The 17414-nt window shown below is 52.3% G+C and carries 20 protein-coding genes; 10 read left to right on the forward strand and 10 right to left on the reverse strand.

Going from position 1 to position 17414, the window contains the following annotated elements:
* Positions 1-57: 57 nt before the first annotated feature.
* On the reverse strand, positions 58-324 hold the full coding sequence (locus ABIC79_RS20820) for a hypothetical protein (RefSeq protein ID WP_354568364.1): 267 nt from the start codon (positions 322-324) through the stop codon (positions 58-60).
* Between the two features lie 865 nt (positions 325-1189).
* Complete coding sequence (locus tag ABIC79_RS20825; RefSeq protein WP_013575820.1) at positions 1190-2872, reverse strand: aspartate:alanine antiporter; 1683 nt, start codon at positions 2870-2872, stop codon at positions 1190-1192.
* Positions 2873-3195: 323 nt separating this feature from the next.
* On the opposite strand from ABIC79_RS20825, the gene ybjM reads away from it, so the two are divergent.
* Positions 3196-3567, forward strand: a complete 372-nt coding sequence (gene ybjM, locus ABIC79_RS20830) for an inner membrane protein YbjM (protein WP_013575819.1) — start codon at positions 3196-3198, stop codon at positions 3565-3567.
* A 78-nt stretch (positions 3568-3645) separates the two neighbouring features.
* Here ybjM and ABIC79_RS20835 read toward each other — a convergent pair whose 3' ends face one another.
* Complete coding sequence (locus tag ABIC79_RS20835; RefSeq protein WP_013575818.1) at positions 3646-3912, reverse strand: GrxA family glutaredoxin; 267 nt, start codon at positions 3910-3912, stop codon at positions 3646-3648.
* Positions 3913-4197: 285 nt separating this feature from the next.
* Here ABIC79_RS20835 and nfsA point away from each other — a divergent pair, with 285 nt between their 5' ends.
* From nfsA to rlmC, 9 genes are all read left to right on the forward strand, one after another.
* The gene (gene nfsA, locus ABIC79_RS20840) at positions 4198-4920 is read left to right on the forward strand and encodes an oxygen-insensitive NADPH nitroreductase (RefSeq protein ID WP_013575817.1); all 723 of its coding nucleotides are present in this window, start codon (positions 4198-4200) and stop codon (positions 4918-4920) included.
* A gap of 18 nt (positions 4921-4938) precedes the next feature.
* Complete coding sequence (gene rimK / locus ABIC79_RS20845) at positions 4939-5841, forward strand: 30S ribosomal protein S6--L-glutamate ligase (protein WP_013575816.1); 903 nt, start codon at positions 4939-4941, stop codon at positions 5839-5841.
* 148 nt (positions 5842-5989) lie between these two features.
* A complete protein-coding gene (locus ABIC79_RS20850; protein WP_126124944.1) occupies positions 5990-6472 on the forward strand; it encodes a type III secretion system chaperone family protein in 483 nt (160 codons plus the stop codon).
* 431 nt (positions 6473-6903) lie between these two features.
* Positions 6904-8013 carry a spermidine/putrescine ABC transporter substrate-binding protein PotF gene (gene potF, locus ABIC79_RS20855; protein WP_013575814.1) on the forward strand — a complete coding sequence of 370 codons (1110 nt, stop codon included), beginning with the start codon at positions 6904-6906 and terminating at the stop codon, positions 8011-8013.
* Between the two features lie 267 nt (positions 8014-8280).
* Positions 8281-9414: a putrescine ABC transporter ATP-binding subunit PotG gene (gene potG, locus ABIC79_RS20860; RefSeq protein WP_013575813.1), complete on the forward strand. Its 1134-nt coding sequence runs from the start codon at positions 8281-8283 to the stop codon at positions 9412-9414.
* 12 nt (positions 9415-9426) lie between these two features.
* Positions 9427-10380, forward strand: a complete 954-nt coding sequence (gene potH / locus ABIC79_RS20865; RefSeq protein WP_013575812.1) for a putrescine ABC transporter permease PotH — start codon at positions 9427-9429, stop codon at positions 10378-10380.
* Complete coding sequence (gene potI, locus ABIC79_RS20870; RefSeq protein ID WP_013575811.1) at positions 10377-11222, forward strand: putrescine ABC transporter permease PotI; 846 nt, start codon at positions 10377-10379, stop codon at positions 11220-11222. Before potH ends, potI begins: the two co-directional genes overlap by 4 nt.
* Positions 11223-11289: 67 nt before the next feature.
* Positions 11290-11736: a YbjO family protein gene (locus ABIC79_RS20875; protein WP_013575810.1), complete on the forward strand. Its 447-nt coding sequence runs from the start codon at positions 11290-11292 to the stop codon at positions 11734-11736.
* A gap of 84 nt (positions 11737-11820) precedes the next feature.
* On the forward strand, positions 11821-12951 hold the full coding sequence (gene rlmC, locus ABIC79_RS20880; RefSeq protein ID WP_354568370.1) for a 23S rRNA (uracil(747)-C(5))-methyltransferase RlmC: 1131 nt from the start codon (positions 11821-11823) through the stop codon (positions 12949-12951).
* A gap of 5 nt (positions 12952-12956) precedes the next feature.
* Here rlmC and fliR read toward each other — a convergent pair whose 3' ends face one another.
* The 7 genes from fliR to fliL all read right to left on the reverse strand — a co-directional run bounded on the left by fliR (position 12957) and on the right by fliL (position 17337).
* Positions 12957-13742: a flagellar biosynthetic protein FliR gene (gene fliR / locus ABIC79_RS20885; protein ID WP_013575808.1), complete on the reverse strand. Its 786-nt coding sequence runs from the start codon at positions 13740-13742 to the stop codon at positions 12957-12959.
* Between the two features lie 3 nt (positions 13743-13745).
* Positions 13746-14015 carry a flagellar biosynthesis protein FliQ gene (gene fliQ, locus ABIC79_RS20890; RefSeq protein WP_013575807.1) on the reverse strand — a complete coding sequence of 90 codons (270 nt, stop codon included), beginning with the start codon at positions 14013-14015 and terminating at the stop codon, positions 13746-13748.
* 166 nt (positions 14016-14181) lie between these two features.
* A complete protein-coding gene (fliP, locus tag ABIC79_RS20895) occupies positions 14182-14964 on the reverse strand; it encodes a flagellar type III secretion system pore protein FliP (RefSeq protein ID WP_013575806.1) in 783 nt (260 codons plus the stop codon).
* Positions 14961-15398: a flagellar biosynthetic protein FliO gene (gene fliO, locus ABIC79_RS20900; protein ID WP_119261720.1), complete on the reverse strand. Its 438-nt coding sequence runs from the start codon at positions 15396-15398 to the stop codon at positions 14961-14963. Before fliO ends, fliP begins: the two co-directional genes overlap by 4 nt.
* Complete coding sequence (gene fliN / locus ABIC79_RS20905) at positions 15398-15814, reverse strand: flagellar motor switch protein FliN (protein ID WP_013575804.1); 417 nt, start codon at positions 15812-15814, stop codon at positions 15398-15400. The genes fliO and fliN overlap by 1 nt, the downstream gene beginning before the upstream one ends.
* Positions 15807-16829, reverse strand: a complete 1023-nt coding sequence (fliM, locus tag ABIC79_RS20910; RefSeq protein ID WP_013575803.1) for a flagellar motor switch protein FliM — start codon at positions 16827-16829, stop codon at positions 15807-15809. The genes fliN and fliM overlap by 8 nt, the downstream gene beginning before the upstream one ends.
* Positions 16830-16836: 7 nt before the next feature.
* Positions 16837-17337: a flagellar basal body-associated protein FliL gene (fliL, locus tag ABIC79_RS20915; RefSeq protein ID WP_037034434.1), complete on the reverse strand. Its 501-nt coding sequence runs from the start codon at positions 17335-17337 to the stop codon at positions 16837-16839.
* Between the last annotated feature and the right edge of the window lie 77 nt (positions 17338-17414).

Raw genomic sequence — 17414 nt, forward strand, 5'->3', positions numbered from 1 at the left:
TTGGTCGGAAAAACGCTTCTTCATGGGGATGTCCTCATGTGGCTTATGAAGACATTACTAACATCGGGGTGTACTAATCAACTGGGAGCAGGTCAGAGCTGCTTTTCCTTCAAGTTCAGAATGCTCTCGAACAGCTTGAGCAAAATTTTCTTCAATCAGGCTCAGCTTCTCTTGGCTATCATATAATTCATTTGCGAGGGAAGTATTACTTGCGATAAGGTTATCGACCTCCACCTTATGCTTTTTGCTTTTCTTGACTAGGGTAACAGTCAGGATTGGAGAAAGTAGGGCTAACAAGAGTACTAATGTGACAAATAAATCCATTTCATAATCCTTTATTCTGTCAATTCAAAACTGGTGTGATTCTTACATATGTAATCTCTTCAATATCTGAAAAAACACACTCAAAACTGTTGCCTGCGGTGGGAATTTAAATCATGTCCTTGGGCAATCAGATGATTAGTTTAACTGAATAAGTTCCATTGATATTGATCAACCAGTGCCCATCACATACACCTATGAATTTGGTTCACAGATGAATGAGGTTATATCACACTGATATGAAGATATCTTTATCAAGTCTGGATGCCGACATTCATTAATTCAATTCAATTCAATTCAATTCGATTATCGGATATGGGATAACTATGAGCCTAAAAATTAGTACGCAAAAAGTTGATACATGGAAGAAGCGCATACAACGAGAAGGCCTGAAGGGGTCTACTTATTTTGCACAGCAGAGTGGGGTTGTATGGGTCTCTGCATCACAAGACCATCAAGCAATCTGTCTTAGAGTACTGGGAAGAGATTCAGGATCCAGTTCGTTGGATAGCTATCTTCGCTGGGATAATGTTAGCGCGATATCGCTCGTGGAATTGCTATATCAGATTGAAGTTGCCTAGCTGGCGGGACATTACACTTGCATTTCTTCCCGCTGCTTTGTCTCGCAACGGATCTAAATGAAGTACTCAATATGCCTTATGCACAAGGTATGAATTTCGGGCAAGAAAAAACCCGGCAATCTTGAACCTAATAAGGCGGGATTGACGGGCTCTCCAAATTTGGGGACTTCAAAGAAAAGCAGTGGCACTAATTAAGACTCTGGCTAACTTTAAAAGTTCGTGCGAGGGGGCAAAAATTTAAAAAAATATTGATTTCTTTTTGCCCCATTACACTTCAATGAGTTACGTCATGCACCGGGCCAGATGATGACGATTAGCGTACCGGCGAGCGTCAGTAATACGTTAGCAATGGCATAGGTTCCTGCATAACCGAGTGCCGGAATGTTACTGCGTGCCGTGTCGCTGATGATTTCCATCGCCGGGGCGCAGGTTCGTGCACCCATGATGGCTCCGAACAGCAAAGCGCGGTTCATGCGTAAAACATATGCCCCGAAGATGAAGCAAATCACCACCGGCACCAGGCTGACAATCAGGCCGGAAAGCAGCATCTGGCCGCCTATTGCGCCGAGACCATTATTGATACCCGCACCGGCACTGAGGCCGACACCCGCCATAAACACCATCAGGCCAAACTCTTTCACCATATTTAGCGCGCCCTGCGGGATATAACCGAAAGTAGGGTGGTTGGCTCGCAGGAAGCCGAGCATGATCCCGGCGAACAGCAGTCCGGCGGCGTTACCGATGCCAAAACTAAAGTTTTTGAACTGGAAAGTGATGAGGCCGATCATCAGGCCGACAATAAAGAAGGCGCAGAAGGCCAGCAAATCCGTGAGCTGACTGTGTACGGAGATAAACCCGATACGCTCCGCCACGCTTTTCACCCGTTTTGCGTCGCCGCTGACCTGCAACACATCGCCTTTATTCAGCACGATACTGTCATCGATAGGCATTTCAATCTGACTGCGGATCACGCGGTTGAGGAAACAGCCCTGATCGGTGAGATTCAGTTGACTCAGACGCTTGCCGACCGCGTGGTTATTCTTGACCACCACTTCTTCGGTCACGATACGCATGTCGAGCAGGTCGCGGTCAAACACTTCCTTACCGTTACGGAAACTCGGGTCGAGGCGTGAATGTGCGTCCGGATAACCGACCAGTGAGATCTCATCGCCCACCTGCAATACGGCGTCGCCGTCCGGTGTCGCCAGGATGCCATTACGGCGGATTCGCTCTATATAGCAGCCAGTCTGACGATAGATCCCCAGTTCACGCAGGTTTTTACCATCAGCCCAGGCCACCAGCTCCTGCCCCACGCGATAGGCGCGGATCACCGGCAGATACACTTTTCGTTTACTGTCGGTATCCAGGCCACGCTCGCGCGCGATCTGCTGGGCGCTGGTAGGCAAATCCTGATGTTGCAGCTTCGGCAGATAACGTGCGCCGAAAATCAGGCTCACCAGACCGATGAGATAGGTCAGGGCGTAGCCCAGGCTCAGGTTATCCAGTTCAGGCCCGAGCATCTTGTTACCGCCCATGGTATTACGCAACGTGTCTCCGGCGCCGACCAGAACCGGGGTTGAGGTCATTGAACCCGCGAGCATCCCGGCGGTGAGGCCGATGTCCCAGCCGAACAAACGTCCGAGTCCGAGTGCCAGTAACATGGCGCTGCCGACCATCACCAGTGCCAGCATGAAATAATTTTTGCCGTCACGGAAGAAAATGGAAAAAAAGTTTGGCCCTGCTTCGACGCCTACGCAGAAAATAAACAACATAAAGCCGAGGTTGAGCGCTTCAGTATTAATACTGAAATGCTGCTGACCCAAAAGCAGCGAAACCACTAATACGCCGATAGAATTTCCGAGCTGAACGGAACCCAGGCGAATTTTCCCCAGGCACAGACCGAGTGCCAAAACCACAAATAATAACAGGATGTAATTCCCGTTTAACAAACTAGCGACGTTTATATTCACAAGGATAACTTATTGTTTACCAACAAATTCTTGATATAGGAGAATGTAAAGGATAAATTCAGAAACAGAAAATTCCTACTCAGGATCGCGCGGTCTGTTTCAGCCCCGGCGGGGTGGAAAATTGGGTTTCGGGCGTCATTTTAGTCACAGAACGCCAGTTCAGCCAGAGAAATGCCCGTATAAATCTTCTGAAAGCTTTTTTTGTGTTTCGCGGGAGTGCGGAACGCTCTGGGGAAATGAGCCAGAAGGCTCTGACAGGTAACAAAGAACGCATTTTATGCAGAGAACCTGTGAAATCTCGCCAACTTTAAGGAGGAAGTAAAATGGCAATTTGGCGAAAAGTGGTAGCCCCATTAATTTGTTGCACAATGTTCTTAATTATTTTTCTTATGTTAAAGAATGGCTGGATTATTGTTAGAAATATCGCGCCAGGCCCGGAATATGGTCTGTTATTATTTTTAATTCCCGGCGTGGTGACGTCGCTGATTTCCCGCGATTCGGCGATATTTTCGTCCTTTGTCGGCGGGCTGGTTTCCATCCCTGTGTGCTTTTTATTGCGCATGGCCTTTTATCCACGCGTTCGTCCGCTGATGCAGGAACTGGCCTATGCCACCAGTGCGATATTTTGGTGTGTTCTGGGCGCTATGCTGGTTCATTTGCTGGTCATTGCTTACCGGCAGTTCAGGCAACACTGACATGTCATGATGTAGAAGCCATAAAAAAGGCGCTCACTGAGCGCCTTTTGGCTGTGTATATCTTTATTTTATCGCGGATCAGTTGCTGAACAGCGCCAGATGCTCTTTGGCATAGGCTTCGAAGTCAGTACAGCCACCGATGTGTTTCTGATCGAGGAAAATCTGCGGAACGGTTTCTACCGGTTTACCCACGGTTTTTTCCAGGTCGGCTTTAGTGATGCCTTCCGCGTGAATATCTATGTAGCGGAAGTTGAAATCATCACGTTCTTCAGTCAGTTTTTCAGCCAACTCTTTAGCGCGTACGCAATAAGGACAGCCAGGACGCCCAAAAATTACTGCAAACATGGAGACTCCTTTGTTAATGCCAACAAGATAAATGAAAGGGGAATGTCTGTTTTTGTTAACCACATCACCTTTTTGATGTCGCTACTATGCCTGTTACAAACCATAAAAAAAAGCAGGAATTACCTGTCAGTCCGATACCTTTGACCTATCTGAATGAACCGGCAGTCTTTTTCAGACACAGTACATTGTTACAGCTACAGGTGCCGGAATCCTTGCAAACGGTGCTCACAGCATGAATGATTGGGGCAACTTTTTTATTTATTCTTACCGCTCAGGAATTTTTTAATGACGCCGACCATCGATCTTCTGCGCTCACACCGCTCCATCCGTGCTTTTACCGATCAACCGGTCCCGGACGAGCAACGTGAAGCCATTATTGCCGCCGCTCAGGCTGCTTCGACTTCGAGCTTTCTGCAATGTTATTCGATTATCCGCGTTACCGATCCTGTGCTGCGGGAGACGCTGGTGCAGTACACCGGTGGTCAGAAATATGTCGCCAGCGCCGCTGAATTTTGGGTTTTCTGTGCTGATTTCAATCGTAATTTACAGATCAACCCTCAAGCCGAGCTGGGTCTGGCCGAGCAGTTGTTACTCGGTTGTGTGGACACCGCGTTGATGGCGCAAAATGCCATGACGGCGGCGGAGTCACTGGGGCTGGGCGGTGTGTTTATCGGCGGTATCCGTAATCAGGTGGAAGACGTAGTGAATCTGCTGAAACTGCCTAAATTTGTGATGCCTTTGTTTGGTTTATGTATCGGAACCCCCGCGCAGGATCATCAGGTCAAGCCGCGTATGCCGCAGTCTCTGCTGGTGCATGAAAACAGCTATCAGCCGGTAGATAAAGAGCAACTGGCAGAATATGACGACGCGCTATCGGCGTATTATCTGCAACGCGACAGCAATGCGCGACGCGATACCTGGAGTGATTTGATTATTCGTACCCTTAAAAAGGAACAACGTCCGTTTATGCTGGACGCATTGCACAAGCAAGGTTGGGCAACACGCTAAACGGCGACGGAGTGTTGGATGAAAATTGCAATTCTTTCCCGTGACGGGTCGTTGTATTCGTGTAAACGCCTGAAGGAAGCGGCTGAAGCACGCGGACATGAGATCGACATTATCGATCCACTGTCCTGCTACATGAATATCAATCCTGCTGCGCCCAGCGTGCACTATCGCGGGCATCAGCTGGATAAGTACCATGCGGTGATCCCACGAATTGGCTCCGCGATTACCTTCTATGGCACAGCGGTGCTGCGTCAGTTTGAAATGCTGGGCAGTTTCCCGCTGAATGAATCGGTGGCGATCACCCGGGCGCGCGATAAATTGCGTTCCATGCAGATTCTGGCGCGTGAAGGCATTGATCTGCCGACGACCGGTTTTGCTAATGCGCCGGATGACACCGCTGATTTGATTGCGCTGGTCGGTGGTGCGCCGCTGGTGGTGAAGCTGGTTGAAGGAACACAGGGGATTGGTGTGGTGCTGGCAGAAACCCGTCAGGCGGCAGAAAGTGTCATTGACGCATTTCGCGGCCTGAACGCGCATATTCTGGTGCAGGAATATATCCGCGAAGCAGAAGGGCGCGACATTCGTTGTCTGGTGGTGGGGAAAAAAGTGGTCGGAGCGATTGAGCGTCAGGCCAAACCGGGTGATTTCCGCTCGAACCTGCATCGCGGCGGGACGGCCACCAATGTCAAAATTACGCCGCAGGAGAAAGACATTGCGGTTAAAGCCGCGCAGACTCTGGGGCTGGACGTCGCCGGGGTCGATATTTTACGTTCAAACCGCGGGCCGCTGGTGATGGAAGTCAATGCTTCGCCGGGGCTCGAAGGGATCGAAGCCACCACCGGTCTGGATATCGCCGGTATGATGATTGACTATATCGAACAAAGAGCGCGGCCGGGATTCCGTCTGAAATCCGGTGGCTAATTCTTATTCCCGTGCGTTAAATGTCCATCAATCCGGTAATGATCGTAGCGCTGACCGGCAATATTCCGTAAGCTATGACCCCTTCGTAATGCCGCTGGCGTTACGAAGGGTTTGTTTTTTTCGTTGTGTTGAACTCGTGAGGCATTCTATGGATTCGCTCATCGTCCCTGATTTAGCGCTGCTGCGGCGCTGGCTGGATCAGCTGGGCATCTCTTTTTTCGAGTGTGATTCCTGTCAGGCTCTCCATTTGCCGCATATGCAGAATTTTGACGGCATTTTTGATGCCAAACTCGATATTGTAGATAATGTGATTTTGTTTTCTGCACTGGCCGAAGTCAAACCGACGGCGTTGATCCCGCTGGTGGCCGATCTGAGCTCGATTAATGCCAGTTCACTGACCATTAAAGCGTTCGTGGATATCCAGGACGACAATTTGCCGAAACTGATTGTTTGCCAGTCACTGACGATTGCAGTGGGTGTGACGGAAGAGCAGTTTGCTTTCTTCCTGCAACAGGCTGAGGAGCAGATGTCGATGATTATTCTCGAAGCGCACGCCAATGACCTGCTTTTCCTTGGCGAGGAAGAAGAAGGCATGCCGGTCACTACTGTGAATCTGCCTTTACTGCATTAATTTTCCATTTCCGGACATTCATTTCCCCCCTCTGAAGATCCTTTCCTGCGAGCCGTGCTTATTGCGGCTCCGCTGCCTTTATCCGCTTTCGCCATAAGTTATGCTGCATTTGTGTGGTTGTTGCCAGATATTTCACTTTGTTAAAAGGCAAAATGCCAGACGGTATAGACTAAATCTGCATAATTAATCGATAAACGCCGGTTTTGTCTCAGGAGGCTGGTACACAAGGGTTGCAGGCGCTATGCTTCTGACTCTGCATCAAGCGTGATTACGTCGTAAAACCAAACGGTTAATTCGCAGGCAGCGTATGCGTCAACGTTGAATGCCTATGCATATTCCATGGGTGTCGGTTGGCAGTTGTGTGAAAGGTTTTGTATCCGTCTCAAAGATACAAATTCGATTTATATTCCCTGTCTTGGAGGTAGTAACGGATGTTCACCCTGCGTAAAAAGTGGTTATCGGGTGTTGTCGCCGGCCTGGTTATGGCTGCGTCCGTCACAGCGTCTGCGGATGAAAAAACGCTGCATATCTATAACTGGTCCGATTATATCGCACCAAATACCGTGCCTGATTTCCAGAAGGAAACCGGCATTAAAGTGGTTTACGACGTGTTTGATTCCAATGAAGTGCTGGAAGGCAAACTCATGGCAGGCAGCACCGGCTTCGATCTGGTGGTACCGTCGGCCAGCTTCCTCGAACGTCAGCTGGCGGCTGGTGTGTTCCAGCCTCTGGATAAGAGCAAACTGCCAAACTATAAAAATATGGATCCTGAGCTGCTGAAGATGGTGGCGCAACATGATCCGGGCAACAAATACGCGATCCCTTATCTGTGGGCGACTACCGGTATCGGCTATAACGTCGATAAAGTGAAAGCCGTACTGGGTAAAGATGCCCCGGTAGACAGTTGGGATCTGGTGCTCAAGCCTGAAAACCTCGAGAAACTGAAAAGCTGCGGCGTTTCATTCCTCGATGCCCCTGCGGAAATCTACGCAACAGTCCTGAATTATCTGCATCTGGATCCGAACAGCACCAAAGCATCAGATTACACCGGTGCAGCCAACGATCTGCTGCTGAAACTGCGTCCGAACATCCGTTATTTCCACTCTTCTCAGTACATTAACGACCTGGCGAACGGCGACATTTGTGTGGCAATTGGCTGGGCTGGTGATGTGATGCAGGCGGGTAACCGCGCGAAAGAAGCGAAAAATGGTGTGAACGTGGCGTACAGCATTCCCAAAGAAGGGGCGCTGGCCTTCTTCGACGTGTTTGCTATCCCGGCAGATGCTAAAAATCTCGATGAAGCCTATCAGTTCCTCAATTACCTGATGGAACCAAAAGTTATCGCGCAAATCAGTAACACCGTTTACTACGCCAGCGGAAACAAAGCCGCGACACCACTGGTTAACGAAGATGTGCGTAACAACCCGGGCATTTATCCACCGGCCGATGTTCAGGCGAAACTCTTCACCCTGAAAGTTCAGGATCCGAAGATTGACCGCGTGATCACCCGTTCGTGGACCAAGGTTAAAACCGGCAAATAATACTCTTCATCCTTCAGGCTGCCTCTGCGTTGGCTGCGCGAACGCGCCCCGGTCACTGACGTGTGTCAGCTCCCGGGGACTTGCTCACTTGCCGCCTTGATGCAACCAGAATGATTTTGAGTATCGTTAACGCGGCTCCGCTTATTGATGGCGGGGCCGCTGACGTTTTGCTTCCGGCTGTATTTTGGGTATACCGATCAGGCACTTTCCCCCCTGACTGTTATGCTTATTTGAACTGCTTTATTCTGATACCGGAGATTTCTCTGAGTGAACGACGCTATCCCCCGCCCGCAGCCTAAGACCCAGAAAGGTTTCACGCCTTTGCTGGAAATCCGCAATCTGACCAAATCTTTTGATGGCCAGGCCGCCGTCGATGATGTGAGCCTGACCATTTATAAAGGCGAGATTTTCGCACTGCTCGGCGCGTCCGGCTGTGGGAAATCAACCCTGTTGCGTATGCTGGCCGGTTTTGAGCCGCCCACGCAGGGCCAAATCGTACTGGATGGCGTAGATCTTTCGCAGGTGCCGCCGTATCAGCGTCCGATCAATATGATGTTCCAGTCTTACGCCTTGTTCCCGCACATGACCGTTGAGCAAAACATCGCGTTCGGCCTCAAGCAGGACAAACTGCCGTCAGCGGAAATCAAAAGCCGCGTGGCGGAAATGCTGACGCTGGTGCATATGCAGGAATTCGCCAAACGTAAGCCGCACCAGCTTTCCGGCGGTCAGCGTCAGCGTGTGGCATTAGCGCGCAGCCTGGCGAAAAGACCAAAACTGCTGCTGCTCGATGAGCCGATGGGGGCGCTGGATAAAAAGCTGCGCGACCGTATGCAACTGGAAGTGGTGGATATTCTTGAGCGCGTCGGCGCGACCTGTGTGATGGTGACACACGATCAGGAAGAGGCGATGACCATGGCGGGGCGTATCGCCATCATGAACCGCGGTAAATTCGTGCAAATCGGCGAGCCGGAAGAAATTTATGAACACCCGACCAGCCGTTTCAGCGCCGAATTTATCGGCTCCGTGAATATATTTGAAGGTGTGCTGAAAGAGCGTCTGGACGATGCGCTGCTGCTGACCTCGCCGGGGCTGAGGCATCCGCTGAAAGTCGATCCGGATGTGTCTGTGGTTGACGGCGTGCCGGTGTATGTTGCGCTGCGTCCGGAAAAAATCATGTTGTGTGAAGACGTGCCGCAGGATGGCTGCAACTTCGCGGTCGGAGAGGTGGTCAATATCGCCTATCTTGGCGACCTGTCGATTTATCACGTCAGGCTGCACAGCGGGCAGATGATTACGGCGCAGTTGCAGAACGGTCACCGTTTCCGCAAAGGTATGCCAACCTGGGGCGACGAAGTGCGCCTGTGCTGGGAAGCCGACAGCTGTGTCGTGCTGACTGTTTAAAGGGGGATGAAAATGTCTGTAATCTCCGAAACCCCGGCCAGCAAACCTCCGGGCGGATTTAAAGCCTTCACCGGTCGTCTGCAACAGCGGCATGGCCGCAAGCTGGTGATCCTGCTGCCGCTGGTCTGGTTCCTGCTGCTGTTTTTACTGCCATTTCTGATTGTTTTCAAAATCAGTTTTGCTGAAATGGCGCGGGCCATTCCGCCGTATACCGATCTGGTTACCTGGTCAGACGGCATGCTGGATATTGCACTCAACATCGCCAACTACATCGGCCTGACCCAGGATCCGCTGTATATCGATGCGTATTTGCAATCGCTGCAAGTGGCAGCGATTTCCACGCTGCTTTGCCTGCTGATTGGGTATCCGCTGGCGTGGGCGGTGGCACACAGCCGCACCTCGACGCGCAACATCCTGCTGTTGCTGGTGATCCTGCCATCATGGACGTCATTCCTGATCCGCGTTTATGCCTGGATGGGCATTCTTAAAGACAACGGTGTACTGAATAACGTACTGATCTGGCTGCATGTTATCGACCAGCCTCTGGTGATTTTGCACACCAATCTGGCCGTGTATATCGGCATCGTGTATTCGTATCTGCCGTTTATGGTGTTGCCGATTTACACCGCGCTGACCCGCATGGATTACTCACTGGTGGAAGCGGCGCAGGATCTCGGTGCGCGTCCGATGAAAACCTTCTTCAAAGTGATTATGCCGCTGACCAAAGGCGGGATTATTGCCGGTTCGATGCTGGTCTTTATCCCGGCGGTGGGGGAGTACGTGATACCGGAACTGCTCGGCGGGCCGGACAGTAATATGATTGGCCGTGTCCTGTGGCAGGAATTCTTCAATAATCGCGACTGGCCGGTAGCCTCGGCGGTGGCGGTGGTCATGTTGTTGCTGCTGATCATGCCTATCCTGTGGTTCCAGAAATACCAAAACAAAGAGCTGGGAGATAAAGAATGAATCAGTTACCGGTTGTCCGTTCGCCGTGGCGAATTCTTATTCTGGTGCTCGGCTTTACGTTTTTGTACGCCCCGATGCTGATGCTGGTTATTTACTCATTCAACAGCTCGAAGCTGGTAACGGTCTGGGCTGGCTGGTCTACCCGCTGGTATACTCAGCTTTTCCATGATTCGGCGATGATCAATGCTGTCGGCATGAGCCTGTCGATCGCCACCGCTGCCGCCACCATGGCAGTGGTGGTCGGTACACTAGCCGCCGTGGTGATGGTGCGTTTCAGGCGTTTTCGCGGTTCAACCGGTTTTGCGTTTATGCTGACTGCGCCGCTGGTCATGCCTGATGTCATCACCGGTCTGGCGTTGTTGTTGCTGTTTGTGGCGATGGGGCACACTTTTGGCTGGCCGGCTGAACGTGGCATGTTCACTATCTGGCTGGCGCACGTGACGTTTTGTAGTGCGTATGTCGCGGTCGTGGTCTCGGCGCGTTTGCGTGAACTGGACCGTTCCATCGAAGAAGCGGCAATGGATTTAGGCGCACCGCCACTGAAAGTGTTCTTTATTATTACGCTGCCGATGATCTTGCCAGCGCTGATTTCGGGCTGGTTGCTGGCGTTTACGCTGTCGCTCGACGATCTGGTGATCGCCAGTTTCGTCGCCGGGCCGGGCGCGACCACGTTACCGATGCTGGTTTTTGCCAGCGTGCGTATGGGTGTCAACCCTGAAATCAACGCACTGGCGACGCTGATCCTGCTGGTGGTGGGCATCATCGGCATGATTGCCTGGTGGTTTATGTCGCGTGCCGAGAAACAACGGCGCAAAGAAATTCAGCGCGCTCAACGTGCTTAAATTTTAAGATAATTTTCAGGGCGGATGTATTCCGCCCTGAACGTAAATGGAGAGCCCAAACGGATTTATGAAACTGGCATTTATCCCTGTTCCCGTCATGATCGGTGCGTCGGCGATTGTCGCGACGCGCTTGCTCGAATTCATATTATTGTTTGATGCTATGGGCTTTTCAGGGCTGATGAGCTTTATTGAAGTCAGTGCCGAGTCCTGGCTGAACTGTTTCATCATGCTGGCCAGTTTGCTGATTGTGTTGACCGAATGCCGTGCCGCGTACGCTATGATGCGTGGCCGCCGCTGGGGGCGCCGGGCATTCATCGGTTGTCAGGTGATCGTGGTCGGTTACATGCTGCTGGCGTCATTTGACTGGTTCGGCCCGCGTATCTTTCGCTTTAACGTCGAAACACAGGGCGAATTTCTCTATGCGCTGCTGATGCAAAAAATTCCCGATATGCTGGTGCTGCTACTGTTGTATGTGCCTGCCAGCAGCCGCAGATACTTTTCCCGTCGCAAATAGCCTCGATGTAAGTGAGTCTTTCCCGCCGCGCAGTGATAAACTGCGCGCCAGTTTTTTACTGCATCTGATGACCGGAAATTTTTCATGCATTGCGCACTTTACACCGCCGGAACCTGCCGTTCCTGCCAGTGGCTCGACAAACCTTATTTACAACAGTTAGCCGACAAGCAGCGGGATCTCAGCGATTTGCTGTCAGATTTGCCGGTGGCTGAATGGTGTGAACCGGTCACCGGCCCGGAAAGTGCGTTTCGTAATAAAGCCAAAATGGTGGTCAGCGGCAGCGTGGAACGCCCTTTACTTGGGATGTTGCACCGCGACGGCACGCCGGTCGATTTGTGTGAGTGCCCGTTGTATCCGGCCAGTTTCCCGGCGGTATTTTCAGTTCTCAAAATCTTTATTGCCCGCGCGGGCCTGACCCCTTACAGCGTTGCGCGCAAACGCGGCGAGCTGAAATTCCTGTTACTGACTGAAAGTCAGAAAGATGGCGGCATGATGCTGCGCTTTGTGTTGCGTTCAGACGGCAAACTGGCGCAACTGCGTGCGGCACTGCCGTGGCTGCAACAGCAGTTGCCACAGTTGAAAGTGATTTCCGCCAACATCCAGCCGGTGCATATGGCGATCCTCGAAGGTGACACTGAAATTCCACTGACGGATGTTCAGCGGCTGGAAGAAGATTTTAACCATGTCCCCCTGTTTATCCGCCCGCAAAGCTTTTTCCAGACCAATCCGGTGGTGGCTGAAAAGCTTTACGCCACGGCGCGTGACTGGGTGAGGGGGCGAGGGGATATCCGAAGTATGTGGGATCTGTTCTGTGGCGTGGGCGGCTTTGGTCTGCACTGTGCAACGCCGCAGATGAAACTGACCGGTATCGAAATCAGCGCGGAAGCCATTGCCTGTGCGAAAGAATCGGCGGTGCGTCTGGGGCTGCAAAACGTTGAGTTTCAGGCGCTCGATTCCACCGGTTTTGCGACCGGCAAAGGCGAGGTGCCGGATCTGGTGCTGGTGAATCCGCCGCGTCGCGGCATCGGCAAAGCATTGTGCGAATATCTCAGCCACATGGCGCCGGACACGATTCTCTATTCAAGCTGTAACGCCCAAACTATGGCGCAGGATCTGGCGTTACTGCCGGACTATCACATTCTGCGTGTCCGGCTTTTCGACATGTTCCCGCATACCGCGCATTACGAAGTGATGGCGCTGCTGGTGCGGCGTTAAGCCATTCAGTCAGCCGCCAGCTGATTCATGATCAACACAATCTTATCCAGAATTTCACTGAACAGATGCTCGCTGAACGGGGCGAGCATCGGCATCATCAGGCTGATCGCCAGAATCCCAATGCTGAGGGTCAGCGGAAAACCGATGACGAAAACGGAAAGCTGTGGCGTCACGCGGTTTAACAGGCCCAGCGCCATGTTGAGCGTCAGCAGCAATGTCACGATTGGCAGAGCCAGCATCATCCCGCCGCTGAATACAATGCTGCCCGCTTTGGCGACGGCCATAAAACCTTCGGCATTCACCGGATTATGGCTGATGGGCAGGGTATGAAAACTGTCGGCCAGCAGGGAAATCAGCCACAGATGCGCGTTGAAACTCAGGAACAACAACACCGCCAGCAGGTTTAAAAACTGTGCCAGCAGCGGGGTATTGAGACGGTTGCTCGGATCATAAAACGTCGCAAAGGAAATCCCCATCTGCAAACCCATAATTTCACCGGCCATACGGATGGCGGCAAAGGCCAGTTGCATGGTGATACCCAGCGCGGTGCCAATCATAATCTGCTGCATTGCCAGCCACAGTGCAGGCGTGGAGAAGATCGGCGTGTCCACCGGCGGCAGGGAAGGCGCAATCAGGAAGGTAATCATCATCCCAAGACCGAGTTTCACGCGGTTCGGTACTGACTTTTCACTGGTGATCGGCGCGGTGCTGATCAGCGCCAGAATTCGCAGCAGGGGCCAGAAATACATGCTCAGCCATCCGGCTAACTGGGTGCTGTCGAAGGAAACCATAGATTAACCGATGATGTAAGGCAGGTTGGTAAACAACGTGCGCATGTAATCGAGCAGCAGATTCAGCATCCACGGCCCGGCGATCACGATAGTCGCCACAACGGCCAGAATTTTAGGAATGAAGGACAGCGTTTGTTCGTTGATTTGTGTCGCCGCCTGCAACAGGCTGACGATAAGCCCGGTCACCAGCGCGGCCAGCAACAAAGGCGCAGCAACGGCCAGCGCCACTTTCATTGCCTCGTTACCCAGTGCCATTACCGATTCAGGAGTCATAAGATTCTCGTAAAAGAAGACGGGCGACTCCCTCCCCTGCGAAGGGGAGGGTTGGGGTGGGGTATGAATAGCAGCTCAGAATTTCAAGTTGCCTGTAAAACCCCCTCCCGGCCTCCCCCTTCGCAGGGGGAGGAGCAAAAAACGCCCAACAATTTAGCGTTTTGAATTAACTGTAAAAACTCTGCGCCAGTGATCCGAGCAGCAGTTGCCAGCCATCGACCAGCACGAACAACATCAGCTTGAACGGCAGTGAGATGGTGGCGGGTGGCACCATCATCATCCCCAGCGCCATCAGTACGCTGGCGACCACCAGGTCGATAATCATGAACGGTATGAATACGGTGAAGCCAATCTGGAAAGCGGTTTTCAGTTCGCTGGTGACGTAAGCCGGTAACAAAATACGCATCGGCACGGCTTCCGGGCCTGCAAGAGGCGGGATGTTGGCCAGACGCGCATACAAAGCCAGATCGCTTTCACGGGTCTGGCGCAGCATAAACTGGCGTAACGGCTGAGCGCCTTTGTCCATTGCTTCCTGCATGGTGATCTTGTTTTCGCTGAAGGGCTGATAAGCATCGCTGTAAATTTTGTCGAATACCGGTGCCATCACGAAGAAGGTCAGAAACAGGCCAAGGCCGAGCAGCACCTGGTTTGGCGGCGCGGAAGGTGTACCCAGTGCATTTCGCAGTAAACCCAGCACGATAATGATGCGGGTAAAACTGGTACACATCAGCAGCATCGCAGGTAACAGGGTCAGTGTGGTGATAAACACCAGCGTCTGGATCGGCAGCGACCAGTTTTGTGTCCCGTTAGACATCTGCTGGCTGATGATCCCCGGTAACTGTGCAAAAGCTGCCGGGCTGGCAAGCAATAGCAGCGGCAGACACAGGTGAGTGACCAGGCGAACAGGGCGCTGACGGGCAGCGGTAAGGGCGGATTTCAACAAGGTCATGCCTGCTTTCCCGGACGTTTCAACATTTTCTGCATCAGCTGACGGAAATCAGCGGGTGGGTGATTGGGATTGCCTGAGTCTGGCGTCTGTTCAACCGGAGGCGCGCTCAGCGTATGCAGTGGGGTGATGTTTTGCGCCGTCACGCCCAGCACCAGCCAGGTATTGTCGACCTCTACGATCACTACTTTTTCACTGCGACCGACCTGTACACTGGCGGTCACTTTCAGCAGTTTGTTATTTTTAGACTGTGGCGCGAAACCTGCACGCTTAACCACCCAGCCGATAAACAGGATCAGTAGCAGGATGCCGCCGAGTACAGTACTGACTTGTGTCAGCACCGAACTGGCAGGCATCGCCTGAGGTGATGCCTGGGTGGTGGCGTGATTGACCGGGCCGGAAATGTACGGAGAATCCGTCACGGCATTCTGGCTCATCAGCGGCTCAGGCGACGCATACGTTCGGACGGGGTGATGATGTCAGTGATACGCACGCCGTATTTATCGGCGACCACCACTACTTCACCCTGAGCAATCAGATAACCGTTGATCAGGATATCCAGCGGTTCACCGGCCAGACCGTCGAGCGACACCACGGAACCCTGCGACAGACGCAGCAGTTCTTTGATGGTCATTTTGGTGCGACCTAATTCCACGGTCAGTTTCACCGGAATATCGAGGATCATGTCGATATCTTGCAAACTGCCTGTTCCGTCCTGGGCACCCAGCGCGGCGAAAACACCGTCAGTTGACGCTTTCGCGCCGCCCGCAGACTGTTGTTCGTTAAACGCATCAGCCCATAAATCGTCAACGTTATCCGATCCGGCGTCAGACGGTTTATTGGTGTCACTCATGGGGCTGTTCCTCATCTAGAGAATTTAAAATTGGGTTGATCAAATGTTCAACGCGCAGGGCGTATTGTTCGTTTAAGGTGCCATATTGGCTGGTCAGCACAGGCACGCCATCGACATGAGCGATCAGGCGGTCCGGCTTCTCAATCGGCAGTACATCGCCCGGTTTCAGTTTCAGGATCTGCGACAGGCGCAGCGGGATTTCGACGAAATTCGCCACCAGTTCGAGCTCAGACTGCTGAACCTGATGCACCAGGTTTTCACGCCACTGACTTTCTTCATTACGTGAGTTTTCGACCGGCGGATTGGTCAGTAACTCGCGTAAAGGTTCGATCATGCTGAACGGAATACAGATGTTGAAATCACCGCTCAGCGCACCGATTTCCACATGGAACGGCGTGGTCACCACGATGTCGTTCGGGGAAGAGGTGATGTTAGTGAATTTGATCTGCAATTCGGCACGCACATATTCAACGCTCAGCTTGTAAACGCCGCTCCAGGCATCTTCGTAGGCATCCAGTGCCAGCCTGAGCATGCGTTTAATCACGCGCTGTTCCGTGTGGGTAAATTCGCGGCCCTCCACTTTGGTCGGGAAACGACCATCGCCCCCGAACAGGTTATCCACTGCGATAAACACCAGGCTCGGTGCGAACACAAACAGCGCCGTGCCGCGCAGAGGTTTCAGGTGGATAAGGTTCAGGTTGGTGGGCACCGGTAAGTTGCGTGCGAAATCGTGGTAGGGCTGGATTTTGATCGCCCCTACGGTGATGTCCGGGCTACGGCGCAAGAGGTTGAACAGCCCCATACGGAAATGACGGGCAAAACGCTCGTTAATGATTTCCAGAGCCTGCAACCGCTCACGCACAACGCGACGCTGCGTCGTAGGGTCAAAAGGTTTTACACCGTCATCAGACGCGGCAGTCTTTGCTGCAGCCGCAGTGTTGCTTGCATTATCACTGTCACTGTCACCATTGAGCAGCGCGTCGATCTCGGCCTGTGAAAGTATGCTGTCGCCCATAATTTGTTTATCGCAGTATGAAAGCAGTGAAAAGCACGTCGTTGATCACCTGAGGAGGCTGACCTTTGACCAGTGGCGCGTCCAGAACCTGTTTGATGTCCTGAACCAGCTGTTGTTTACCCGCTTCGCTGGCTAACTCCGTCGACTTCTGACGGGAGAGCAGCAACAGCAGGCGGCTGCGAACTTCAGGCAGGTATTCATTAAGCGTAGCGCGATTTTTTTCGTCCGGCAGACGCAGGGTCAGCCCGACATACAGCACGCGGTCAGGATCGTTATCCGCCGTTTGCAGGTTAACGGTGAAGGTATCCAGTGCCAGGAAAATCGGAGCCGCAGGCGGTTCGTTCTTTTTCACTTCAGTCGTCTGTGTTCCATTTCCGGATTGTTGCTTGTGCAACATCCACCAGGCGTAACCGGCCGCACCACAGGCTCCGATGGCAATCAGTAACAGCAGAATGATCATTAACGGCCGCTTTTTTTTACGCGACGCCGAGAGAGCAGAGTCAGACATGGATGAGGCGATTTCCTGTAAGTATGAGCCGTCTGGCGCGAGAAGCACCACACTGCTGAGTCAATTCTGAAAACGAT

It is taken from the genome of Rahnella sp. 2050, assembly GCF_040544515.1.
Lineage (GTDB): Bacteria > Pseudomonadota > Gammaproteobacteria > Enterobacterales > Enterobacteriaceae > Rahnella > Rahnella aceris.